This is a genomic window from Tildeniella sp., from assembly GCF_059505325.1.
Genome location: NZ_JCACKI010000059.1, coordinates 1 through 24,560, shown reverse-complemented (window position 1 = coordinate 24,560; position 24,560 = coordinate 1). Strand labels below are relative to the sequence as shown.

20 protein-coding genes and 1 pseudogene are annotated in these 24,560 nt (G+C 52.0%); 12 read left to right on the top strand and 9 right to left on the bottom strand.

Annotation, left to right across the window (positions count from 1 at the left end; genetic code table 11):
- The 4 genes from AC5JO6_RS20750 to AC5JO6_RS20735 form a co-directional block, all read left to right on the top strand.
- On the top strand, nucleotides 1-561 hold a 561-nt coding region (locus tag AC5JO6_RS20750; protein WP_496082943.1), incomplete at its 5' end, for a glycosyltransferase family 2 protein.
- A 238-nt stretch (nucleotides 562-799) separates the two neighbouring features.
- The gene (locus AC5JO6_RS20745; RefSeq protein WP_496082942.1) at nucleotides 800-2,110 is read left to right on the top strand and encodes an NAD(P)H-dependent oxidoreductase; all 1,311 of its coding nucleotides are present in this window, start codon (nucleotides 800-802) and stop codon (nucleotides 2,108-2,110) included.
- A 530-nt stretch (nucleotides 2,111-2,640) separates the two neighbouring features.
- Nucleotides 2,641-5,535, top strand: coding sequence for a sensor histidine kinase (locus AC5JO6_RS20740; protein ID WP_496082941.1), 2,895 nt, complete (start codon nucleotides 2,641-2,643; stop codon nucleotides 5,533-5,535).
- A gap of 42 nt (nucleotides 5,536-5,577) precedes the next feature.
- Nucleotides 5,578-6,453, top strand: a complete 876-nt coding sequence (locus AC5JO6_RS20735) for an exodeoxyribonuclease III (RefSeq protein WP_496082944.1) — start codon at nucleotides 5,578-5,580, stop codon at nucleotides 6,451-6,453.
- Nucleotides 6,454-6,494: 41 nt separating this feature from the next.
- Here the strand turns inward: AC5JO6_RS20735 and AC5JO6_RS20730 are convergent, their stop codons facing one another.
- Complete coding sequence (locus AC5JO6_RS20730; RefSeq protein WP_496082940.1) at nucleotides 6,495-7,214, bottom strand: Uma2 family endonuclease; 720 nt, start codon at nucleotides 7,212-7,214, stop codon at nucleotides 6,495-6,497.
- 207 nt (nucleotides 7,215-7,421) lie between these two features.
- On the opposite strand from AC5JO6_RS20730, the gene AC5JO6_RS20725 reads away from it, so the two are divergent.
- The gene (locus AC5JO6_RS20725; RefSeq protein ID WP_496082939.1) at nucleotides 7,422-8,309 is read left to right on the top strand and encodes an SDR family oxidoreductase; all 888 of its coding nucleotides are present in this window, start codon (nucleotides 7,422-7,424) and stop codon (nucleotides 8,307-8,309) included.
- A gap of 8 nt (nucleotides 8,310-8,317) precedes the next feature.
- Here AC5JO6_RS20725 and AC5JO6_RS20720 read toward each other — a convergent pair whose 3' ends face one another.
- Nucleotides 8,318-9,820 carry a S8 family serine peptidase gene (locus AC5JO6_RS20720; RefSeq protein ID WP_496082938.1) on the bottom strand — a complete coding sequence of 501 codons (1,503 nt, stop codon included), beginning with the start codon at nucleotides 9,818-9,820 and terminating at the stop codon, nucleotides 8,318-8,320.
- 88 nt (nucleotides 9,821-9,908) lie between these two features.
- Nucleotides 9,909-10,745: a TIGR00297 family protein gene (locus AC5JO6_RS20715; RefSeq protein WP_496082937.1), complete on the bottom strand. Its 837-nt coding sequence runs from the start codon at nucleotides 10,743-10,745 to the stop codon at nucleotides 9,909-9,911.
- A 735-nt stretch (nucleotides 10,746-11,480) separates the two neighbouring features.
- On the opposite strand from AC5JO6_RS20715, the gene AC5JO6_RS20710 reads away from it, so the two are divergent.
- Entirely contained in the window at nucleotides 11,481-11,915 is a 435-nt protein-coding gene (locus AC5JO6_RS20710) for a VOC family protein (protein ID WP_496082936.1), read from the top strand.
- 7 nt (nucleotides 11,916-11,922) lie between these two features.
- Here AC5JO6_RS20710 and AC5JO6_RS20705 read toward each other — a convergent pair whose 3' ends face one another.
- Both AC5JO6_RS20705 and AC5JO6_RS20700 read right to left on the bottom strand, forming a co-directional pair.
- Nucleotides 11,923-12,360 (bottom strand): barstar family protein, encoded by a 438-nt coding sequence (locus tag AC5JO6_RS20705; protein ID WP_496082935.1) that lies wholly within the window; start codon nucleotides 12,358-12,360, stop codon nucleotides 11,923-11,925.
- Between the two features lie 3 nt (nucleotides 12,361-12,363).
- Nucleotides 12,364-12,798, bottom strand: coding sequence for a guanyl-specific ribonuclease (locus AC5JO6_RS20700; protein ID WP_496082934.1), 435 nt, complete (start codon nucleotides 12,796-12,798; stop codon nucleotides 12,364-12,366).
- A 160-nt stretch (nucleotides 12,799-12,958) separates the two neighbouring features.
- On the opposite strand from AC5JO6_RS20700, the gene AC5JO6_RS20695 reads away from it, so the two are divergent.
- From AC5JO6_RS20695 to AC5JO6_RS20685, 3 genes and pseudogenes are all read left to right on the top strand, one after another.
- Nucleotides 12,959-13,603: a hypothetical protein gene (locus tag AC5JO6_RS20695; RefSeq protein WP_496082933.1), complete on the top strand. Its 645-nt coding sequence runs from the start codon at nucleotides 12,959-12,961 to the stop codon at nucleotides 13,601-13,603.
- Between the two features lie 119 nt (nucleotides 13,604-13,722).
- Nucleotides 13,723-14,511, top strand: a pseudogene (locus tag AC5JO6_RS20690) (PrsW family glutamic-type intramembrane protease).
- 66 nt (nucleotides 14,512-14,577) lie between these two features.
- Nucleotides 14,578-16,461, top strand: coding sequence for a mechanosensitive ion channel family protein (locus AC5JO6_RS20685; protein ID WP_496082932.1), 1,884 nt, complete (start codon nucleotides 14,578-14,580; stop codon nucleotides 16,459-16,461).
- Between the two features lie 227 nt (nucleotides 16,462-16,688).
- Here the strand turns inward: AC5JO6_RS20685 and nrdJ are convergent, their stop codons facing one another.
- Nucleotides 16,689-19,022: a ribonucleoside-triphosphate reductase, adenosylcobalamin-dependent gene (gene nrdJ, locus AC5JO6_RS20680; protein ID WP_496082931.1), complete on the bottom strand. Its 2,334-nt coding sequence runs from the start codon at nucleotides 19,020-19,022 to the stop codon at nucleotides 16,689-16,691.
- Nucleotides 19,023-19,381: 359 nt separating this feature from the next.
- The gene (locus tag AC5JO6_RS20675; protein WP_496082930.1) at nucleotides 19,382-19,681 is read right to left on the bottom strand and encodes a nucleotidyltransferase domain-containing protein; all 300 of its coding nucleotides are present in this window, start codon (nucleotides 19,679-19,681) and stop codon (nucleotides 19,382-19,384) included.
- 1 nt (nucleotide 19,682) lies between these two features.
- Between AC5JO6_RS20675 and AC5JO6_RS20670 the strand changes: the two genes are divergently transcribed.
- On the top strand, nucleotides 19,683-19,892 hold the full coding sequence (locus AC5JO6_RS20670) for a hypothetical protein (RefSeq protein ID WP_496082929.1): 210 nt from the start codon (nucleotides 19,683-19,685) through the stop codon (nucleotides 19,890-19,892).
- On the opposite strand, the gene AC5JO6_RS20665 is transcribed toward AC5JO6_RS20670, so the two are convergent.
- Complete coding sequence (locus tag AC5JO6_RS20665; protein WP_496082928.1) at nucleotides 19,889-20,290, bottom strand: hypothetical protein; 402 nt, start codon at nucleotides 20,288-20,290, stop codon at nucleotides 19,889-19,891. The two genes, AC5JO6_RS20670 and AC5JO6_RS20665, sit on opposite strands and share 4 nt — an antisense overlap.
- Before the next feature lie 243 nt (nucleotides 20,291-20,533).
- Nucleotides 20,534-20,776 carry a hypothetical protein gene (locus AC5JO6_RS20660; RefSeq protein ID WP_496082927.1) on the bottom strand — a complete coding sequence of 81 codons (243 nt, stop codon included), beginning with the start codon at nucleotides 20,774-20,776 and terminating at the stop codon, nucleotides 20,534-20,536.
- 272 nt (nucleotides 20,777-21,048) lie between these two features.
- Between AC5JO6_RS20660 and AC5JO6_RS20655 the strand changes: the two genes are divergently transcribed.
- Nucleotides 21,049-22,611 (top strand): hypothetical protein, encoded by a 1,563-nt coding sequence (locus tag AC5JO6_RS20655; protein ID WP_496082926.1) that lies wholly within the window; start codon nucleotides 21,049-21,051, stop codon nucleotides 22,609-22,611.
- Nucleotides 22,608-24,560 (top strand): nSTAND1 domain-containing NTPase (locus tag AC5JO6_RS20650; RefSeq protein WP_496082925.1); only part of this gene is annotated, 1,953 nt, incomplete at its 3' end. The genes AC5JO6_RS20655 and AC5JO6_RS20650, both read left to right, overlap by 4 nt.

Genomic DNA, 24,560 nt, shown 5'->3' with positions numbered 1-24,560 from the left:
CCATTTGGTACTTCATCCATCACTACAATGCATCATTACTTGTGTAGCACTACCGCCTTTGGCTGCAACATGGGTCTGCGACGATCGCTATACGAGGCGATAGGGGAATTAGATGAATCTCTCATCTGCGCCTGGGATATGGATTACTCGTGGAAGGTGCAATTGGCAGGTACAGAACTACATTTTGTTCCTGAAGCCGTAGTCCACTACCGTCTGCGCCATACGCTCAAGGCTTTGTATCGCCAGGGTAAGAACTGGGGACCCGAACTTCCTTTGCTCCAACAGCGCTACGGCATGAAGATGGATTGGTCTATTTTCCGAAACCATCTGCTTGGAATGCTGAAGTATCTACCGGGTGGAGTCAAGTTACTACCCATGAGTATCTTCAGAATCCGGCGAGGTCGAGGAGGCTTTGCCTGGTGGATTTGGGGTCTCGGCTATTCACTGGGATATGCTCAAGGGCTGCTTGATTTGTTACTGCATTCTTCTCAATCAGACCTCAGCTTCGAGTCCAACGCCCCAGGTTTAAACGAGCCAGTCGATACCAAGGCGAATCCATAGCGATTTCAAATTAATTGAGACGTAAGTAGGTGGGACTAATCAAATATAAGACCTGTGTAGGTTAGGTTGAGGCACGAAACCCAACACCCGCATGGGTTACGCTAACGCTAACCCATCCTACCTTTGATCTCACCTACCTATTTACCATCAACGATTCATTTCACGGTAGTAAAAGTTAAGTTTTCTTTCGCATTCAGCGTCATTCATTTGCTTGAACAAGTTTTTCTAGGAGTTACCGATGTTTATTGTTGATACCGCCTTAAAAGCCCGTGCAGAAGCGGGAAAACCCGTAAAGGTTGGCATGATTGGTGCTGGCTTTATGGGACGTGGCATTGCGAACCAAATCGCAAACTCGGTTCCAGGGATGGAGTTGGTGGCGATTTTTAACCGCAATTTAGATGGAGCAAAGCGTGCCTACACTGAGGCGGGCATCGAATCGTTTCAGGTTGTGAACACGGTTGCTGATTTAGAAGCCTCCGTTGCTCAGGGCAAGTATGCAGTCACTGATGATGCCATGTTGCTATGCCGTGCTGAAGGCATTGACGCACTGATTGAAGTGACAGGCACGATCGAATTCGGTGCCGAAGTTGTCCTGGAGGCGATCGCGCACAAGAAGCACGTCATTTTGATGAATGCCGAGCTGGACGGCACCATTGGCTCGATTCTTAAGGTATACGCCGATCGTGCTGGCGTGATTCTCTCCGCTTGTGATGGCGATCAACCGGGCGTTGAAGTAAATCTTTACCGCTTTGTCAAAAGCATTGGTTTAACGCCGTTACTCTGTGGCAACATCAAAGGCTTGCAAGACCCGTACCGTAATCCCACCACGCAAGAAGGGTTTGCGAAGAAGTGGGGACAGCAGGCGCATATGGTTACGAGCTTTGCAGATGGTAGCAAAATCTCCTTTGAGCAGGCGATCGTTGCCAATGCGACTGGCATGAAAGTCGCTAAGCGCGGCATGTTGGGCTACGACTTTAAGGGGCACGTGGATGAGATGACTGGCATGTACGATGTGGATCAACTGAAAGAGTTGGGCGGCATTGTGGATTATGTGGTGGGCACGAAGCCAGGTCCTGGTGTCTTTGTGTTTGGTACGCATGATGATCCGAAACAACAGCACTACCTCAACCTCTACAAATTAGGTGAAGGTCCGCTCTACAGTTTCTACACGCCGTATCACCTGTGTCACTTTGAAGTGCCGTTATCCGTTGCCCGTGTAGTGTTGTTTCACGATGCAGTGATGGCTCCGATCGCCGGTCCCGTCGTTGATGTCATTACCGTTGCCAAGATTAACTTAAACGCGGGTGAAACGTTGGATGGCATTGGCTATTACATGACGTATGGTCAGTGCGAAAACTCTACGGTGGTGCAGGCAGAAAACCTCTTGCCGATGGGTTTAGCAGAGGGTTGCCGCTTGAAGCGCGATATTCCTAAAGACCAGGCGCTTACGTATGACGATGTAGAATTGCCGCCTAACCGTCTTTCCGATAAGCTGCGGGCTGAACAGAATGCTTATTTTACTCCAGCCGCAGTTCTTGCTGCTGTGTAAGCGCTTACTTTCGATGCTCGTTCAAGTCATCAACATGGTTCTCCGTTGGATTGACAGCATAGCCATTGCTTGAAGGGACGTTACGATAATGTCCCTTCAAACTCATGCAGTTGACAAAATAAGACCGATTAGCGTGTTGAGACGCGATGTGCGACTTTCCTAAAACACTGGCTGAGATTGCCCACCCTTCGGGAAGCAAGCTACACCCTAGCCCTCTCCCAGAAGGAGAGGGAATCGGAAAAGTCCGAGAAAGCCCTTCTCTCTGGGGAGAAGGGTGGGGATGAGGGTAAATTTAGTTGCACATCGCATTATTGAGACAAAAGCACTATCGTTGATGAAGCAACGCCAGCATAGATCTATCGCAGTCGGTTAAATTGTGTGGTATGACCGCTAGAGTTTAATGTCTGAACGTCTAATTCCTTAGATAAAGACGTGGTTTGTTTATCTTGCTTCAAACCGTTGCCTCAGAGTTTGCTCTAATAGAAGCGAACCGATCGCAGACAGCTTCTGCTCAATCAAAGAGCAATCGAATGACAAAACGGCATTCTCAGCAACCGCGAAAACCAGAGGATGGCGCTGCCACAGTACAAGTGCAACCGTTTGATGACATTCTGGAAGCGCAGGTACAGGCGCGTACGGCTACCTTGCAGCGAGAAAATGAACGACTACGGGCAGAGCTTCAAGCGCACCAGCAGGTAGAAGCAACCTTGCGTCAGCGTGAGGAGCAGTTTAGAACACTCGTTAACAATGTTCCGGGCGCTGTTTACCGTGCTGCCTTTGATGATGATTGGACGATCGCCTTCATTAGTGACGCGATCGCCAAACTTTCTGGGTATCCGGCTACTGATTTTATCAACAACAAGGCACAGAGCTTCAACAAAATTTGCCATCCCGACGATTTAGAGAGGGTGAACCGGGAACTTCGTGCTGCCATTGCAGCCAAGCAACCGTTCGTGCTGGAATACCGCAACATTCAGTCAGATGGGACGGTTGTGTGGGTTTGCGAACAGGGGCATGGCGTTTATAGTGCAGAGGGCGAGGGGCTTTGGCTGGATGGCGTTGTGCTGGACATCACCGCCTTAAAACAAACTGAAGCAGCGCTGCGACGAAGCGAGGAGCGCCTGAAACTCATTACAGACGCGTTACCTGTCTGCATTTCGTACGTCGATCGCGATCAACGCCTCCAAGTGGTTAACAAAACCTACGAAACCTGGTTTGGTCAGCCTCAAGCAGCGATGTGCGGTAAACGACTGTCCGAGGTAATTGGCAAAGCAGCCTATCAGTTAATTCGAGGCAAGGTTGAATGTGCGCTGGCAGGCGAAATTGCTACCTATGAGATAGAGTTGCCGTATCAGTGGGGCGGTAGTCGCCATGTAAGTGGTGTGCTCGTACCAGACATGGATGCCCAACAGCAGGTTTGTGGCTACTATGCGCTGATCATGGATACCAGTGAACAGCAGGCAATGCTGAGTGCCCGCCAACGAGCTGAAGACGCAGTTAAACAGCAGGCAGAACGCGATCGCTTACTCAGCGCGATCGCCCAACGCATTCGCCAATCTCTGCACTTGGATGATATTCTCAACACCACTGTGCATGAAGTGCGGCTATTACTGGAAGCTGATCGTGCTATTATCTATCGCTTTCAGCCAGATCAAACGGGCACTGTCACAGTTGAGTCGGTTTGTGAACCGTGGCGATCGATTCAGGGTGAAGTGATTCGTGATCCTCGTCTGACGATCGAGGCATTCAAGCAACATCAGCGGCAAGGGCAAACGATCATTACAGACATTTATGACGCTGGTCTAGAAGCGTTTCGCGTCGAGATTTTCGCACAGCATCAAATACGAGCCATCATGCTGCTGCCTATTACCCTTGGCGAAGACATTTGGGGCTTGCTGTCCGTGCAACAATGCGCGGCAACGCGAGTGTGGCAGTCATGGGAAGTTGATTTCCTCACGCAGTTGGCAACACAGCTTGCGATCGCGATTCAGCAATCGGAACTGTTCCAGCAGGTTAAGCAGCTTAACACTGTTTTAGAAGGTCAAATCCAGCAGCACATCAACCAGCTTCAGCAAGCTCTGACCTACGAAGCGCTGCTCAAACGCATTACCGACAGCGTACGCGATAGTTTGAATGAGAACCAAATTGTGCAAACGGCAGTACGGGAACTCGCCATTGAACTCAAGCTCAACGGTTGCAGCAGCGGACTTTATGACCTTGAGCGGCAGAGTCTAATCATTACCCATGAGTATGTTTGTCATGACCTGCCTTCTGGGTTAGGGTGCGAGTTACTGATCGAATCTGAAGCAGATATTTATGGTCAAATGCTCCAGGGTCAACATCTCCAGTTTTGTCCATTACCAACCTTCTGCAACCCAGTCCGAGCGATCCAAGCGAAATACGCGATTCTTGCTTGTCCCATCTTTGTAGCGGCTGACCCTGACCAGGGCGATAGTCAGCCAGAAATGATCGGCGATTTGTGGCTTTTTCGCAGCAGAGATGCCAGCTTCAGCGAGATGGAAATTCGCCTGGTGCAGCAAGTAACCAATCAATGTGCAATTGCCATTCGGCAAGCGCGTCTGTATCAAGCAGCACAGGCGCAGGTCATTGAACTGGAGCGGCTCAATCAGCTCAAAGACGATTTTCTTAGCACGGTTTCTCACGAACTACGAACGCCGATGTCGAGCATCAAAATGGCAACCCAGATGCTTGAGGTCACCTTGTTCAGCGATAAGGATGGCAAGACGAAAGCTTTTGATGACTCCATCGCCGATCTTGCCTTGTTTCAAAAAGTCAGCCGCTACTTTCAAATTTTGAAGGATGAAGGCGATCGCGAAATCAAATTGATCAATGACCTGCTCGATTTATCGCGGCTGGATTCGGGGAGAGATCCGCTCTTCTTATCAACCCTGCACCTGCAAATCTGGCTTCCGCATGTAGCAGAACCGTTCTTTGAGCGGACAAAAACACAACAGCAGGCGCTATCGATCGTGGTTGCTCCAGACTTACCACCCATGACGACTGACTTCTCCTACCTGGAGCGTGTCTTGAGCGAACTATTGCACAACGCCTGCAAGTATACTCCCCGTAATGAAACCGTTACGGTGGTTGCCCGTGCTGTGGCAATTGTACAAACAGACGAGCTAGAAGTGCCAAAGCGCGGTCATTTGCTTCCTTGCGATCGCGCCGACACCATTGAAATTACAGTGACAAACTCAGGTGTAGAAATTCCGCCTGCCGAGCGCGATCGGATTTTTGACAAGTTCTACCGCATTCCCCACAACGATCCCTGGAAACACGGCGGTACAGGCTTAGGCTTAGCGCTGGTTAAAAAACTCGTCGAACGCTTAGAAGGCAGAATCCGGGTTGAAAGTGGCAGTGGTCAAACCAGTTTCGTCTTGCAATTTCCGAGTGTATTACGTTGAAAATTGCTGTATTCTCATGAAGCCGATCGCGCTGACTCATTAATGAAAGTTGCTACCTGGAACGTTAACTCAATCCGTACTCGCCTTACGCATGTTGTGCAGTGGCTACAAGCAAACCCAGTAGACGTGCTGTGCTTGCAAGAAACGAAAGTGATGGATGAAAGCTTTCCCCAACAGCCGTTTACTGATCTTGGCTATCACGCTTGCATTTCTGGGCAGAAAAGCTACAACGGCGTAGCGATTCTCAGCCGCTCGCCCTTAAACGATGTGAGTGTAGGGTTTGCGCCGATTTTAGGCGATCGTGCGATCGACCTGGATGAGCAGAAACGAGTCATCACAGGCTTACTTGATGATGTTCGTATTGTCAATCTCTATGTGCCAAATGGTTCCGCCGTTGGCAGCGATAAGTACATATATAAACTGAGCTGGTTAGAAGCGTTGCGAGACTACATACAGGTACTAGGAGCCAGAAATCAGGAGCCAGAAGTAGAAAACGGTACGACTCCACTCTCCACTCCCCACTCCCCACTCCCTACGCCCCGTTCTCTTCTCGTCTGCGGTGATTTCAACATTGCCTTGGAAGACATTGATATTCACGATCCAACCGGGCGCGAAAAGATGGTTATGGCGACCGACTTGGAGCGTCAGGCATTGCAGGCGGTCTTGGCACTCGGCTTTGCCGATGCATTCCGCAAGTTTACGGCTGACGGTGGTAACTTTAGCTGGTGGGACTATCGTGCGGCTGCGTTTAGGCGCAATTTGGGCTGGCGGATTGATCACATTTATCTCACACCTGATCTATGTACCAGCGCGATCGCCTGCGCGATCGACGCAACGCCCCGCAAGCTTGAACAACCCAGCGATCATGCGCCAGTCTGGGTGGAACTTTCAGCGATCAGTGGTCAGCCTGGGATTTAAAGCTGATCGCTGACCGCTGAAAGCTGACCGCTGAACAATAACTACACCTCTTCCCCTAGCTGCCGTAGCCGTTCTGCTAGATGTTCTGCCCGCGATCGCTCTGTTTCTGCTCGCGATCGCTCTGTTTCTGCTCGCGATCGCTCTGCCTCCGCCTCGTTTTGATAGCGATGACCCGCTGCATCATACCAGCTCAGTATTTCCCGGTTGAGCGGGTCATTAGCCAAAGGACAGCGCCCAATCCCCAAACCGACTTCTGGCATCCAAAACGGCTCCCCTACTTGCAGCACATAGAGACCGTCTACCAGTTTGTAAACCTCAAACGGCAACTGCCCATCCCGTCGCCAAAACTGGGGATTGTAAACGACGTAATACAGCACACCTAACTTTGCATAGAGCGCCATTTTTTCGTCGTATTCACCACCTGGAGTCTGCGACACGACCTCTAACGCTACGATCGGCGGCACTCCTTTTTCTTCCCAAACGACATAGCTACGCCGTGGCTTACCGCCCTTGCGTCGCTCTACGCCTAAGCTCAAAAACCCATCTGGTACGACTGGCACTTTGGGATGTAAACCTGTGGTGTGATAGACCCCCATATCCACGGCAAAAAACCAATCCGATCGCGACTTCCAAATGTATTCCAACAAAAACAGCAAGACATTGGGCACAAAGTTTTGCTCTTCATTATCCACAGGAAAATCGTCCGAATCAATTAGTTCGTCACTGCTGGGTAGGGTCGATTGCAGGTCAGATGGCAGCATAGCCCACGCTCACAACGGTTAGTGCCTTAGCTGCTTCTATTCTATAAGACTACAGCAGGCGCGATCGCGCTCAACTAGACAGTCTGTAGCGGCTTCGAGTACAAACACCGTTGTACCCGCTCAAGGGCTTAACCCGCTTCCAGGCGAAATCACATAAAATTGAAGCACACACCATTCAACTCACCATTCGTAGCCAACTGCTGAATTATGTTCTTAGTGACTGGAGCAACGGGAGATCTCGGTCGTCGGCTGGTGCGGCTGTTGCGAGAGCGTGAAATGCCTGTACGATCGTTCGTGCGCTTGAATTCTCGCTATGCGGAACTAGAAAATCGCGGCTCTGAAATTTTTATTGGTGATTTACGGCGAGAGCGAGACCTGCACAAAGCTTGCCAGGGAATACAGTCCATCATCAGCGCTCACGGCTCTGGTGAAACATCCAGTGACGACGCTGAAACGCTCGACTATCAGGCAAACATTGACCTAATTGACCAGGCAAAAGCAGCCAGAGTGCAGCATTTTGTTTTCATCTCAGTACTGGGCGTGGATCGTGGCTATGAGGATGCGCCTGTCTTCAAAGCAAAGCGCGAAGTGGAGAAATACCTGCAAGCAAGTGGTTTGAACTACACCATTCTTCGCCCCTCTGGGTTTGCCTCCAACCTGCTCCCTTTGGCAGAACAGTTTCGGAAGACAGGAGCGTATGTGCTGATTGGCGATCCACTGAGTCGATCGTCGATCGTCAGCACCGATGATTTAGCACACCTTGCGATCGCGGCTGTCTCAGTTGAAGGTGCACACAACCAAACTTTCCCAGTCGGTGGACCAGAAATTCTTAAACGAGAGGATATTCCACATATTTTTAGCCTGATCTTCAACCGTGAACCGTTTTTGCTGAACCCTCCCCTGTTAGCGTTAGATGGACTACGCAGTGCGATCGGTCTCTTTAACCCCAAGCTTCGCTCCAGTCTGGGCACCTTGCGGACATTGCTGGCAAACGAATTTTTCACCACTCCAGCCGAAACTGAGCGCTTGGAGTCTACGTTTAATTTTAAGCTGGAAACCCTGGAAACGTTTCTGCGACGCTACTTAGAAGTATAAGCAGGTTGTCATACGGTTAAACCCTGGTTGGTTGCAGTCGTATCTAGCAAACTCGTAAGTTGAGCCGGGGTGAGGGTAGAATCGGCACTGAGCAACAAGGCTGCAACACCAGAAACGTGAGGCGTAGCCATAGATGTACCACTCAAGCTTTGATAGGTATTGTTGGGGAACGTGGAAAGGATGTTCACGCCTGGAGCGACGACATAGTTAAGTGGTACAACGCCTGCACGATCGGAGAAGTTTGCCAGCTTTTTATTGATGTCGATCGCGCCTACTGCAATGCCCCACTGATTCGCTAAATTGCCTGGGAAAACGGGTTGACTACCACCGTCGTTTCCGGCTGCCATTACGACTAGAGCACCTTCCTGAGCGGCATATTTCACAGCATCGGCGATCGCGCTGGAGGCACTACCACCCAGGCTCAAATTAATCACATCGGCTCCATTATCTGCGGCATAGCGAATGCCAGCTGCCACATCACGGTTACTGCCACCGTCTAGTCCAATCACACGAATCGGCATGATTTTCGCGTTGTAGGCAACGCCAGTCACACCAAACCCATTTTGCTCGGCTGCGATCGTCCCTGCAACATGAGTGCCATGTCCGTTGAGATCCATGGGTGTGTTGTCTCGATCCACAAAATCCCAGCCATACACGTCATCGACAAAGCCATTACTGTCGTCATCAATGCCGTTGCCAGAAATTTCACGCAGATTCGTCCAAAGGTTGTCGTTTAGATCGGCGTGAGTCACGTCAACACCCGTATCAACCACCGCCACAACGACCCCCTGCCCGGTATAACCGTTTGCCCAGGCGACAGGCGCACCGACCAGATTAAGATCCCACGCATTGTTGTTCGTGGAGACTGTTGGCGGCTGACTTTGCCCAGGCAGACTGGCAATAGCGCTGCCTGCATTAGCTAGACCATACCCATAATTTGAGTCATAGCCGACTGGGACTGCTAACGGCGTTGCCAGGGTGCTCAAGGTGTAATTTGTGTCGCCACTGTACTGGTACACATGGATAAAGTACGTTCCCGCCGCTAACCCGGTTGCGATCGACTCCGCTTGAGCGCTGGGGTTAGCGGAACTTCCAATGACTTCTCCGAGATCAACGATGCTATTTTGATTCGCATCCTGAATGAGCTGGAGATCCACGTCGGCAGTCAGATTGGTTAAGGACACATTCAGGCTACTGATCGTGCTGAGCGTAAACCTGTAATAGCTTTCGGTGGCAGCGGTGCCAGCAAAGCCATTGATTGTTTGAGGACTACTCACTGTGCCCAGCGGAAACGCATCTGTGAGTGTACGTCCCGTTGCGATCGCGGACGTAGCAGTTGGCGATACGCTCAAGGCGTTGTTTGTCGTATGACCCGATCGCCAAAAGGCTGCGACTTCAGCCTGAAGCTGGCGATCGAAGGCAGTGGTGGGCGTAATGCCTGTAGTGGCGCTCGAATCCAGCGCCAAACGACTGGCTAAAGGGCGTAAAGTCTCGAAGGCAGCGAATGACATGATCAGAGAAGTCTCACTTTAAGTAGAGCGAATGATGCTGACTATCGCTAAAACGTGAGGGACGCTTTATCTGTCTATGGGCTTAGATCTATAGGCTGAGATTTGCGACACGCAATCCCTGCACCAGCAGCATTGCTGCGACAGCGCCAATCAGCGTATTCAGAATATTCACCACCTCGTTGGTCAACCAGGAAAAACGGCTTTGCAATGTTGCTCCAATCACGCTTTCGATAGTTGTGCCGATGAAGGCTGCTACGACACAGATGGCAACCTGCCAGAGAGGAATCAGCCCGACTAACCAGCCGACCAGCGCGATCGCCACCGAAGCGACGATACCTGCGATCGTGCCTTCTAAACTCACGGCACCTTCTGTCCCACGCGGCACGGGCTGCAAGGTTGTAATCAAGAACGTGCGCTGACCGTAGGCTTTACCGATTTCGCTAGAACACGTATCCGCAAGCTTGGTACTAAAACTTGCCACATAGCCCAACAGCAGCAACGATACAAGCCATGCACTCTGCTCTGAAGGCAATGCGAACGGGACAATCACGCTGCCAACCGCGCATACGGCTCCGGTGAGTGCCGATCCCCACACGTTTTCGGGTCCCCGTGCGCCCGATCGCTTCTCGGCAATGCCCGCTGCCTCCTTTTGAGCCATCCCGACCCGCGTGATGCCTGATCCCACCAAAAAGTAGAACACGACAACGGCATAGCCTTGCCATCCCAATGAAGCCCATACCAGGACACCTAGAATCCAGGCGTGAATAATGCCCGCAGGTGTCAGCAGTTTTTTGGGCAAAAACCAGACGATCGCCAGCAGAACGGTATTTAAGCCAACTGCAATGAGCCAGGGTAGGAGAAAAGATGAAGGATAAAGGCTAAAGGCTAAAAGGTGCAAAATAGAACCTGTAGAAAGTAGCATCATCGACCGGAGTTCCAGGAGTGCGACAGATTTATTGTGACATTGCGATCGGTGGCAGAAGGCAGAGGGCAGAGGGCAGAGGGCAGAAGCTAATACTCCTCACACCTCACACCTCACTTTAGCGAAGAGGCAGAAGGCAGAGGACAAAGGTGGGAGCATGTCACTTTTGGGCCCTCACCCTAAATCCCTCTCCCCAAAAGGGAGAGGGACTTCAATCCGGTTCGGTTCCCCTTCTCCCCCTTTGGGAGAAGGGGTTAGGGGATGAGGGCAGTTCGGAATCGGCAAAGATGACATGCTCCCACAAAGGTAACCCTCTAAGCTCTATTTCCCAACCTTTAAGCTTGATGTTTCAAGCCTTACGCTCCATCCTCCCATGTCTAAGCTCGACACTCGGAGTTTAGACCCTGACCGTCCGAGTTTAAAGCTCCATCGTTCGACTTCTAAAGTCAACACTCCGAGTTCAAAGCTCGACTCTCCGACCTCAAAGCTCGACACTCCGACCTCAAAGCTCAACCATTCGAGTTCAAAGCTCGACGCTCCGACCTCTAAGCTCGGCACTCCGACCTCAAAGCTCGACTCTCCGACTTCAAAGCTCGACTCTCCGAGTTCAAAGCTCGACGCTCCGACCTCTAAGCTCGGCACTCCGAGTTCAAAGCTCCAAACTCAAACCTTTTCCTACTTCCTTCTCATCTCCCCTCATCCCTTGTCCCTCATCCCTCATCCCTCACGCCTTTCCCTATGCCTATCCTCTTCCACCTTTCCTTTCCCGTCGGTAATATTCCTCAGACGAAAGCGTTTTACGCCGATGGCTTGGGCTGCGGCGTAGGGCGCGAAAATGTAGAGTCTGTGATTCTCGATTTATATGGACATCAACTGGTCGCGCATGTCGTGCATGAGCCGCTGACTTTGCAAAAAGGCATCTATCCCAGACATTTTGGGTTGATTTTTACGGCGGAAGTAGAGTGGGAAGCGCTATTAGAACGATCGCAGCAAAACGACCTGACGTTTTATCAACAGGCAAAGCATCGGTTTCCAGGGTTGCCGCTAGAGCATCGTACGTTCTTTCTGCAAGACCCGTTCTACAACCTGATGGAATTTAAGTTTTACCGCCAGGCTGAAGCGATTTTTGGGAGTCATGACTCCACTCAAATCGGCGATACTGCTGGCGTTTAGTGTCCCGTTAAAGCGACTCTAACCCGACTAGATCCGTGTTGTTGCCTTGGAGCAGCACAGAGAATGTCCGGCTTTTGGTGCGCCAATAATCGACCGTCGATCGCAAAATATCGAGGGCGACCAGCCACTCGATCGGGTCGCTTTGGGCAAAGACTTCGGGCTGTTCGTACAGTAGGATAAAGCGATCGCCGTTCAGCCAATCTAAATCGGTGAGACAATCTTCCAGGGCATCCCAGTTCTGCCCAAAGTAGTGCGGAAAGAGCATTGCATCTGCGATCGCGTGTAGAAAAGCGGCTTTGTTTGTGATGGTTGCGCCGTCAAGGTGGAACAACCGAGCGTGATGCTCTTGACTTAGAGCTGTGAGCGTCGTTAGGTTGACGGCTGTCTCAAGCTTGTAAAGTCCTGCACGACGCTCACCTTCAAGCACTGCGATTAAATCATCCATGTCCTACTGCACTCTCACAAAGCTGGCGTAATGGTCGCCCGTGTAATAAAGTTCACCCTTTTGCCCGGTGATGATCCGTCGTGCGCCCCGATTGCGCTCACCCGGTGTTTTAACAGTGTACTCCCGGTAGTAACCAGTCCGCGCTTGCGGTAGTCGTCGTTCTCGATTGCGAAAAACAGTGCCATCTTTAGCGTAGGGATAGGGTCCACCTTGCCTGATCAAGTGAATGGTCGATCGTGCTTCTGGTGGCAGACGATCGGCTGTCACTACAGGGATTGCTACTGCCTTACGCACGACAACGATCGTAGTCTGACTATGACTGCTGTCTGGCGTTGCCTCTACCTGCAAGACAGCCGTAAACCCAACGACGATCAGAATGGTTAAAAACAGGCTGACGAACCGGAGCACTCGTCGCTTCAAACACTGGCTAAACGTCATGGAAGGTTCAACAAAGCTAGAGAGGATATTGCTGCTGTTAACATACCCACCCAAACGGCGATCGTCCCATTCTGTAACGTGGTTTCATTCACATAGCAACGTCATTCTAGGGCGCGTCATCAATTAAAATTACCGTATATAGTTTAGGAATTTTTTTGTGATGAAGCTGACCAATTCAGTTTTAGCGATGGCAGTGGCGATCGCTTCCGCTAGTGTTGCTATAGCCGCCAAAGCCAGCACTGTACCCTACGCACAGAGTACAGCTAACCTAACGAGTGGCATTACCGTTGCTCGTTCTCAGCCTGACGCGGGCGCTACTGTGCCTCGGTTGCGTGATTTAGTGGGGGCGAGGGCAGGACAGGCAGAAAATGCCATCAGACAACGCGGCTACCGCTTCGTCAAAACTGATCCGCCCTCCGGTGATGCCGTTTACAGCTACTGGTTGGAAAGCAGAACGAACTACTGCGTCACGATCCGGACGGAGCAAGGGCGCTATCAGTCGATCGTCTACACAGGCGGCTCGGCGGACTGTAACATTTCAAGCAACACCCCTGCTGGAAGTCCTTCTTCCAGGCAACCCACTGCGGGTACAACCGTCCCTCGCCTGAGTGATTTGGTAGGGGCAAGGGCGGGGCAGGCAGAAAACGCCATCAAACAGCGGGGTTATCGCTTCGTCAAAGCGGATAACGGAGGGTACACCTATTGGCTGGAAGGTAGAACCAACTATTGCGTGACGATCCGCACGGATGACGGACGCTATCAGTCGATCGTTTACGCAGGCGGTGCCGCCGACTGCCAGAAATAGACCCAGAAATAGACACTGTGATTGAACCGATTGACTTAGATCTCCGAGGTTCAAGTCAATGTAATTTGTACTACTTGAACATTTTGGAGTTGTCATGCTAGGGACTAAAGATTTTACCCGTGCTCTTATTGGCAATTTATATCCCGAACCTGATCCGCACGCGAAAAGACGGTATCGTCTATGGGGCGTTGGCAGGAATGGGCTTTAACATCATTGAGATGGGAATTTACATTGCCAATCTCATCCATAAATCACCCGTGCTGGATGTGTTGGCTGAACAATCGACGCGCCTCGGACTGTGGGGTTTAAGCGAACACGTCGTCTGGTAGGCTTTTGTGGGCATGGGCATCGGGTTTGCGGCAGAGTCAACCCAGCGCGGGTGGCGGAAGTGGAAGCGCTTTGTGCTCTTTTTTTTGATTGCGGCTGTGATGCACAGCGCGTATGATTTCGGTCTTTTGGCAGTTACAACAATCGTTGTAGCGATGATTCAGAGTGTCCTGCAAGGTGTTCCTCTAGACTTTAAGAGACCCGGTCAGGTGTTTACGCCACTGTTAGACGGTATGCGCTATGGGTCATACTTCTACAACCTTGTGTTAATCATTATGCTCATTGTGCAAATTAGACGATCGTTTCGGTTGGAAAACAGGCTGCAAGCGGCTGAACTGTCCACTGAAGAACCGAGCGTGGTGCCAGAAGCGGAGCTAAAGCAGGTCATGGGTGAAGGGTTGTTCTCGAAGCGGAAGTACAAGAATTTTCCTAAGGCGATCGGGTCGAAGCTTGTGCTCTACCAAAATCTGTTGGCAATGCAAAAACATACAGCGACACAATTTGGGCTTGACATGAATGGAGTGGAGCCGATTGTCAGGCTACGGCAAGCGATTCAATCGCTCAGGCTCAATCATCAATAAGAACCATCGGCGATCGGCTGCTGAAGGGTAAACATTGGTGCAGCATCAATTGGGCGGTGACTTTTCATGCTTATGGTTTCCTTGCAGCGATTCCGTCGCCTCACCATCCGGTTTGGGTTCATTAGCCTGATGACGATCGTGCTGGTGCTGGGTTGGAGTGCGATCGCTCAAAGCCAACTGCCCTCTCTTCCATCGGGTGCGGCGAATAACTCCTTCAATCCTCCCTCGGAGGTCAGCCGTCACGGAGAATATGAAACCGCTGCCATCAAATCGCCGTTGGACGGTAAAGAGTTGTTTGAGGTGACCTCTCCAACGATTCTGAATCGAGACAAAATCCCCGATAGTTTGCTTCCGGTGGAAGTCCGGGCAGAAGAGGTCAATGAGCGGTTATGGCGGGTTTTTTATCGCACTTACTCTGCCAAACAAACGCCGATTGTGACGATCGCCACCCTTAACAATCGACCTGTGATCCAGATCAGCGACGACCAATCGTCTCGCCCAATCCGCTTAGTGACGCTAACAGAACCGGATGCTGATTTTAATGGCAAAACCCTAAACGAATTAGCTCAAACATGGCAAACGATTCTTCAAAACGAAGTTGCTCGGCTTAAGCAGTTGACGACACCCGAAGTTGTTCGACAGCGATTGGGGCAGGCATTGCAAATCTTACTGGGATTATTGATTGCCAGTGCTGTTGTTTGGCTTCTGCGTCGCCTTTTGACTCGCAGGCAAGACGTTCTGGAGCACCAGCATCAAGCGCAATTAGCTGCATCCACTGCGCCTCTAACAAGCGTAGCGCCTCAGTCAGAACCGACTGTTCCATCAGAGCCAACTCAATCAGAGACCATTCCATCAAAGACCGTTCCATCAGAGACGATCGCAGGCGAAGAAACTGAAGCGAGAGAGATAACAGATCTACGATCGCGCTTTTGGGCAACCCTACAACACCAATTCAGCGTGAAGCGTCGTTTAGACATCGACAAATCTCTCCAATGGGCGCTACTCTGGCTCTTCATCTTGATGTGGTATGTCGGCATTGCCCGCATCATTTCCATCATTCCTTTGCTGATGCGTTGGAGTAGTTATGTCTGGGCAACACCGCTGGCATTAATTGTGATCTGGTTCGGTGTTAGTTTAGCCATCCGCATCAGCAAAAGTTTAATCGATCGCGTGTTGCATTCCTGGAAGGTCACTCCACTCACCCCCCTTGCAGAAGCCCAACGCATTGCCCTTAGAAGCACCACCATTGCAGAAGCCCTCAAAGGACTCGCCACCTTTGTTTTGATTGCCATTGGCATTATTTGGACGCTGGCGCTGTTTAATATCCCGACCAGTTCGATCGTGGCAGGCGGAGCGATCGTCGGTTTAGCTATTTCGTTTGGTTCTCAAAGCTTGATCAAAGATCTGGTCAACGGCTGCTTGATTTTGCTTGAGGATCAGTTTGCGGTCGGCGATGTGATTAAGATTGGCGAGAAAAGTGGACTCGTAGAGAATCTGAACCTGCGTGTCACTCAGTTACGCAATGGCGAAGGTCAACTCATTACCATTCCCAACAGCAACATCACAGATGTCAGCAACTTAACTCGCCTCTGGTCGCGGGTGGATTTTTCGATCACGGTTGCCTATGAAAATGACCCCAAACAGGTGTTGGACGTTTTGCGGCAGGTGTCACAAGAACTCTACAGCGAACCGGAATGGCGCGATCGTCTCCTCGAACCCCCCGAAATCTTGGGCATCGACGATCTATCCCATACAGGAATGCTAGTGCGCGTTTGGCTGAAAACCGCGCCGATGCAACAGTGGAGCGTTGGACGCGAGTTCCGTCTTCGAGTGCGACAGGCATTTGAAGTGAACAATATTCAAATTGGTAGACCGCAAGAAATTACTTACAACGTGGATTTGGTGAACTCAACCTTAGAGCAAACTTCTTCCAAAGAAATACCAACTTAGTTCATTGCTTGAGATGTTTAATTCTATAAAAGACGGCAGTCGATAGCTCTCATCGACTGCCGTAACGTTAATAAAGTACAAAGAGCTTACTGCAAATGCTGCAAGTCGTAAGGACGGTTCATGCACTACATGATCGGCTTTGCTATTGCTTCATGGCAAAACCTGCTCCTGAAGTTATCTACTGCGATCGCATTTAATTGAGTTGCGGCTTCGATCCCCTTCACGCCTCACGTCTTCTCTGGCAACATGCATTTATCGCTATCGCAGCCAGCAGGACCTTCAGCGAGACTGAAGCCAGAGTCGTAGCGACTGAGAGCCGCATAGAAATCGCTGGTTTGCTGATTTGCCTGCACGTCTTGTTGGCGACGATCGAACGTTTCCTTATCAATTTTTTCAAACGGCAACCGGGGAAAGGGTGCATCAAAGCGAGCAAGCAGCGCTGCACTGATATAGCCTTCATCGTTGGCGATCGTCTGATAAATTCGCTGTGCCAGTGGTTCGATTTCTGCCTCGGTGAGTTCGATCGTGGCGCTCGTGTTGTGAGCGGTGTAGTAGGTTTGCACCTGCATGTAGAAATCGAACTGGGCAAGGGCAGAGAATTGTTCGATCGCGATCGTGTCGGCACCCGGCAAATTCGCCCACGACACTTCGACCGGAATCTCCACCAGCCATTCTGTGCAACGCGGATCAAACGGGTCGTTCAAGAGATTGCCGTTCTCGTCTTTGTCTGATTGAGATGGCACAATGCTATAGCCGTAATCCAGACATGCCAGCGCGACTGGATCGTTCTTGCGGAAGGTGATGCGGCGAATGAACCGCTGTGCCTTGGGTGGATGCCAACCGGGGCTGGCTCCTGTGAGCAAGGATTTGGTGCCTGCGGGTTGGACGGTGGTACAGCGATTGGGACGTTTTAGCTGGTGGCGATCGCAATACTCCCATACAGCTTGCTCCACCGTTTCTCGCCAGCGCGACAGGTAGGCTTGCTCTTGTTGCTTGAACTCTAATCCCGGCACGGTGTCAGGTCTACCTGCTTCCCACCAGCGCAACCACTCAACTCCAAACGCATGAACGAAGAAATCGAAGAGTCCGGTGAAGGAAACACCGACGATCGGATCAAGGTCACGCGATTTTTGGTAGCGCGGTTCCGCAAAGCGATGATTCAACAATGCCGCTACAGACAGTGCTGCGGCTTTGAAGGCATCAGCTTGCTCATCCAGATGAGTGGGATCAAGCTGATTCAAATGTACTTCTGCCAGGTTGCAGTGGAAATCCGCACCCAGGATCTCACCACATGGATTCAGTCCATAGCGTCCCAGACGATGCTCTAGCTCATCTTGGGGCATCGCAGGATTGTGTTGTTGTAACCATTCTGTTGCAGCGCCCTGATTGTAAGCTGTCAGAAACGATGCTTTGAGTTCTGGTGTGGTTAGCAAATCGCGGTTGGAGCGGGCGATCGCCTCTGGTGCGTACTGAATCGCGCCTTCACCAGAGTAGAACTGTTTGCGAACCGCATCCACGCATTCTTGCTCAGTTGGCTTGTGGTGATAAACGCGCGTATGGTTTGCCATCCGTAAGGCATCGCGTTCGGGGTCGATGCGCCAGTTGCCTGCGTCATCTTGCTGCCACAGGTTATCTTTCGCAACGGCGAATGCTGTATCGCTGCTCACGCCCTGTCGCATCCCTGCGCTACGCCGAATATTGCCTGCCACAACGGTTGCAGCGGCTTCATCAATCAACAGGCAGCATTCTACAGAAGTCAACTGTCGCCCGATCGCCTTGTTCAGCAATGCCGCACAGCGTTCGTACAAGGCGGGTAGCCGAATGGGGTTCGCCATGCCGCCAAAGCCTTTCAGCACTTCCCCTTCAGCGCGAACATCGCTCACGTTGACGGTGACAGCAACATCACCCGTAAAGCGATCGTCCGTTGACAGCTCCAGCAAGGTTTTGTAGGACTGCACCCACCCCTGACGGCTATCACCCACAAGAATGTGTACCTGGTTGCCGTTGATGCTTACCTGAGTGCGATCGTGCCGCTGAGCCGCAGGGGTTGTACCGATTTCACCGTCTAAAGTGACCAGCAAACGATTGCGAATGGCGGGTAATTGATTGATGTAGCGAGGTTCCAGAATCGCGCCAGTGCCACAACCCATCATGGCGAGATCCATCATCAGCCCAAAGGCTTGCCAGTCGATGACGTTGGTGCTGGTGCAGTTGTATGCCCCCGAAAAATTCTCTGGCTTATTGATCCAGTCTGTACCGCCAACCCAGAGCCAGCGTCCTGACGGCATACTTTTAAGCTGCTGCTGCATACGCTGAATCAAGTCAGCTTCTTCACGAGTAAGCTGCCCTAGTTCAACCAACCCTTGCGTTGTTCGTTGGATAACGGCTGCTAATGGCTCACGACGGTTTTCGGTACGACGGCTGTAGGTGCGGAAGAAGACAGGGTTAGCAGTCGGAGCCGTGATAGGAAACTGACCCGATAAAAAGGCTGAATCCTCGGTTGTAGCGGCACTGGATTGCAGACCCTGCTTGGAACGAACTTGGTTAAGTTCTTGAACCATAGGTTAGGCGCTCACTTCTTGGGAACGGATGGGCTTTGGCTAGATATGGTCTCTAGAAACCACAGTGTACACTATCAGTAGTAAAGTGTGGCTCACTAGAGTTCTAACACGAAGTCCTGGAAGTGGAGCATTTTTTGCGGCGATCGCCATCATATTGATGGTTCAGTCGTTATTCAGGCAACCATGTATCAAGTTGCTGTCTCGCCAGAGCAATAAACTGTGCAGCACGATCGAGTTGTGTCATTGCTTGGCTTGGCGTGATACCAGGACCGATCGTGTCCTAGTCTCCAATATTGCGACTGCCCTGTGCCTCAATGAGATAGCGGTGAAACTCAACGGGTACGGCTCCTGTTCTGGAGTCAAACCCGAACGCCCTCACGACGAACGTTGAGAAGTAGAGGGCTTTGTTCGGTCAAGTAACGATCGGCAGCTATGAAAACGCAAGAAATAACAACGCTGTAATCTAAGGAGAGCGCTGCGGTCAGATGCCCGGTGCGTGTGATTTCGTCAGCAGGGTTTACAACACCGTTCAGGACGACCAGGACATCAATATCGGAGTCTGGGGTAGCATCGCCACGAGCCTGTGACCCATACAAAACGAGCTGCTCCAAGCGATCGCCATACAGCTCAATCAAGTGCTGCTTAAGCGAAGTCAGCACGGTGTTTAAGCGCTCGCTAGAAAGACCTAACGGTGGAGACTGCATCATTCACCTCTACAATCGCGTATTGCCAATCGGGATTAATGCTTACGTAAACTTCCGAGGTTTAAGTCATAACAATAGTACTGTGAGCCGTTGGGCGATCGCGCTGCTGATGCGTTTGGCAGGCTGCGATCGCCCTGGCGTTGGAAGATTCACGTTGGCAGACTAAACGGCTTGCCCACTCGTGCTGCTGCTCGTTTGTTCGTCTGCTCCTGCTTTGAGACGACTTACGGTACTCCGGCGAATGCGTTCACTTTTACGAACACCACCTGCCATTTCGTATTCGCGGCTGTTTTTGCCGTACTTAAATGCAACGCCAATCAACATCTGGTCTGCCAGGTCGCCCAGGGTCTTCTCCAGGGCATCAATTTCAGTCTTGGAGGAATCGATGATGGCGAGAGCGGTGTTGTAAGCATCCAGTTTGGCGCGGAGTTGTTCCATCTGAGCGGTGAGATTGGCGAGGGTACGAACATCCCCAAAGTTCATCATGGGGTCAACGGCTTTTAAGCCAGCGGAGCGGAGTTCAACGCTTTCGAGCATCCGGGAGGTACGCTTTTTGCGGGACATAAGATATAAACCTGCTGTGAGAGTGGATAAGACCAGCATGGCTTGCAAGCAAGGAGTTTGAGAGCCGCGAACCCCGCAAGGTTATGTATGGGTTCTAAGAAGGGTTGGGCGATCGGTGAGTACTTGCACGGCAGTAGTGTACGGATGGCTTCACGAGCCTCCCAGAAACCGGGTTTCTTCACAAGCTCCTCCCGTTGACGCTGAGATGGTATCCAGAAACCCGGTTTCTCTCTTCACAAACGCTTAACCGTAAGTAACCACAGCTTTACCGTAAGTAACCACAGCTTCATCGTAAGTCACCAACGGTTGTGTGGAAGTCACCAACGTTTGAGTGTAAGTCACCAATGTTTGAATGGAAGTCACTACCGCTTGAGTGGAAGTGACCAACGGTTGAATGGAAGTAAGCAACGCTTGAATGGAAGTTACTAACGTTTGAGTGGAAGTCACCATCAAACCCTCGGCGGTTTGAGCGAATGGTTTTGGCATCGTGCCGCATCTGTGGTTAAACCCTCCAAGGTTTGCCTTGCTGAGTACAGATGTCAGCTTTCGTGCGTCTAAAGCGTCTCAGCGGTAGAATAAAGCTCATGAAGATACTTAGGATCGCAGATTACCTAAGCCGAGTAGGTTGGGTTGAAGCATGAAGCCCAATATCTGTGGGAGCGTTGGGCTTCGTACCCTCAGACCAACCTACAAAAGTCTTAGTGCGGGTTCCCGGTTGGTGGCAAGGGTGCTGCAACGCATACGTCTGGATAAACGCAATGACAGTTGAAAGCGCTTTCGAGAACGACATCTTCATCAGCTATGCCCATATTGACAATGAACCTTTAATGGAGGGGCAGGAGGGCTGGATCTCGGACTTTCATCAATCATTAGAGAAGCTGCTGGCACAACTGCTGGGCGATCGTCCCCGCATCTGGCGTGATCCGAAACTGCAAGGCAATGATTACTTTGCCGACACGATCGTGGATCAGTTCTCGACGGTAGCGCTGTTGGTGTCGATCTTCTCGCCGCGCTACATCAAGTCTGAGTGGTGTGTTCAGGAACTAAAGGGCTTTCACACGGCTGCCAGTCGGACAGGTGGTGTGCGGGTTGCCGACAAAGCCCGTATCTTTAAGGTGATCAAAACGCCTGTGCCCCTGGAACGGCAGCCAGAGGAAGTGCAAGGTCTGCTGGGCTATGAGTTTTATCAGCGCGATCGCAACGAAAATCCGATGATGTTTAACCGCATCTTTGGGTCTGAGGCAGAGCAGCGGTACTGGGCTAAACTGTCTGACCTGGCGTATGACATCTGCCAGCTTTTGGAAGCGCTGTCGCGGGTGGAAGTTGTAGCCGAACCGGAGGTCACCACTCAAGGAAATGGTGCCCAGACGACGGTAACAGAGCCAGCGAGCGTGAGTAATGGCAAGACGGTTACCATCGCGGGTTCCAGCGGCATGGCGGTCTACCTGGCAGAAACGAGCTATGACTTGCAGGAAGATCGCGACAAGATCAAGCGAGAACTCCAGCAACGGGGACATCTGGTGTTGCCTGACCAGACTTTGCCCACCTACTATCCCGACTTTGAACGGGTGGTGAAGGAGAACCTGTCACGGTGCAAGCTCTCCATTCATCTCATTGGGGCACGCTACGGCATGATTCCAGAGGCGGCAGAGCGATCGCTGCTGGCGCTCCAGCATGATCTGGCGGTTGCCCAGTGTCAGGAACGCAAGGAGTTTTCGCGGTTGGTCTGGATGCCTGTGGGGTTACAAACCCAGGACGATCGCCAGCAGGAATTGATTCGATCGCTACAGGACGATCCCGATTGGCTGCAAACAGGCATTGAAGCACTCAAAACCGTTATCCAGGATCGACTGACTGCGCCACCGCCACGATCGGACAACGGCTCCACCGACGACGCAACGGTACGCGTCTACCTCATCTGCGACCAAAAAGACCTGGAGGGCATTGTGCCTGTCTACAATCACATTTTCGATCGCGGCTGGGAGGCAATGCTACCTGCGTTTGAAGGCGACGAAGCCGAGGTGCGGCAGGATCATCAAACCAATCTCTGCGAGTGTGATGCGGTGTTGATTTACTATGGCAGCGGCAACGACCTGTGGCTCCGCACCAAGCTGCGTGATTTACAAAAGGCAGCGGGTTACGGGCGCACGAAGCCGATGCTGGCAAAGGCGATTTATGTAGCGGCACCAGAGAATCCGAAGAAACAAATGCTGCGTACCAATGAGGCGATCGTGCTCAAGCAGTTTGATGCCTTTACGCCAGCGGCACTGGCACCGTTTTTTGATCAGATTGCTCAGGCGCAGGGAGGACAGCACCGATGACCACAGGCACCCAGACCCGCACCAATCCCTTTCCCGGTTTGCGCCCCTTTGAGGCGGATGAAGACCACCTGTTCTTTGGGCGCGAGGGACAGACGGATGAACTCTTGCGGCGGCTGCGATCGCACCGCTTTCTGGCAGTGGTGGGCACATCGGGTAGTGGGAAGTCCTCTCTGGTACGAGCGGGACTGCTGCCTGCGCTCTACAGCGGCTTTATGGCAGGCGTAGGATCAGGCTGGCGAGTGGCGCTGCTGCGACCAGGGAATGCACCGATCGCGAACCTGGCAGAGGCATTGAACCATACCGATGTATTCGGCTCCGAAGGGGAAGACCAACGCCTGCAAACGATTATTACGGAGACGGTGCTGCGACGGGGTGCGCTGGGGTTAGTAGAAGCGGTGCAGCAGTCACGGCTGCCAGCGGACGAAAATTTGCTGGTGGTGGATCAGTTTGAGGAACTGTTTCGGTTTAAGCAACAGTCGTCCAACGAGGCGGCGGGGGATGAGGCAGCGGCATTTGTGAAGCTGCTGCTGGAGGCAACGCGGCAGCAGGCACTGCCCATCTATGTGGTGCTGACGATGCGATCGGACTTTTTGGGCGAGTGCGCCCAGTTTCGCGATCTGCCCGAAACGATGAACGACAGCCAGTATTTGATTCCCCGCATGACCCGTGACCAGCAACGACAGGCGATCGAGGCTCCGGTTGCCGTAGGAGGCGGGACGATCACCCCACGTCTGGTGAGTCGCTTGCTCAACGATGTGGGCGATAACCCCGATCAGCTCCCTATTTTGCAGCACGCGCTGATGCGAACGTGGGACTACTGGACGGCACACCATCAGGGCAATGAACCGATCGATGTACTGCACTACGAGGCGATCGGCGGCATGGAGCGGGCACTATCCCAGCATGGGGATGAGCTTTTCGATGAGTTACCAGATGATCAGGCGCGACAGCGTGCCATCTGGCTGTTTCAATGCCTGACGGAGAAGGGAACCGATGGACGCGGCATTCGACGACCGACGCGGGTACGGGATGCAGGCGCGATCGCGGGGGCGACAGAGGCAGAAATCATCGCCATTGTAGAAGCCTTTCGCACACGAAGCGGTACCTTTTTGACTCCACCGCTGCCCACCCCCCTGCAAGCTGATTCCATGCTGGACATTTCTCACGAAAGCCTGATGCGCGTGTGGCAGCGGCTGGATGGCTGGGTGGAGGCAGAGAGCCAATCGGCACAGATCTATAAACGGCTGGCAGATACCGCAGAGCTATACCAGCAGCAGCGAGCTGGACTGTTGCGCGACCCAGAGTTGACGATCGCCCTTAACTGGCGGCAGGAACAACAGCCCAATGCGGCATGGGCAGAACGCTATGCACCCAACTTTGACCAGACGATGCAGTTTTTGGATGATAGCGTGACGGCACGTGATGAGGAAGCGGCGGAGCGGGAAGCAAACCGCAAACGAGAACTTAAGCGACTGCGACTGTTTTTGGCGGGGTTGGGGCTGTTGTCCTTTTTAGCATTGGGCGCAGCCGTGTTTGCCTTTCAGAAGCAGCAAGAAGCCGATCATCAGAAAACGAATGCGGATCTTAACTTTCAGAGTGTTGCTGCCCAAAACTTGCTGGCATCGAACCTGGAGCTTGAGTCACTCATTGCAGCGATTAAAACGGGGCAACAGGTCAAGCAGCTTGAGCAATCCAAGAGCAAGACTTTACAGTCCGATACTCGGACGCGAGCGATCGCCACGCTCCGTCAGGTGGTTTACGGAGTTCAAGAGCGCGATCGCTTAGAAGAGCATAGCGACTATGTTTGGAGTGTGAGTTTCAGCCCGAATGGACAGACGATTGCTACTGCCAGTAAGGATAAGACCGTGAAGCTGTGGAACCGCCAGGGGCAGGAGTTGCAGACGCTCAAGGGACACAGTGGCGATGTTTGGAGTGTGAGTTTCAGCCCG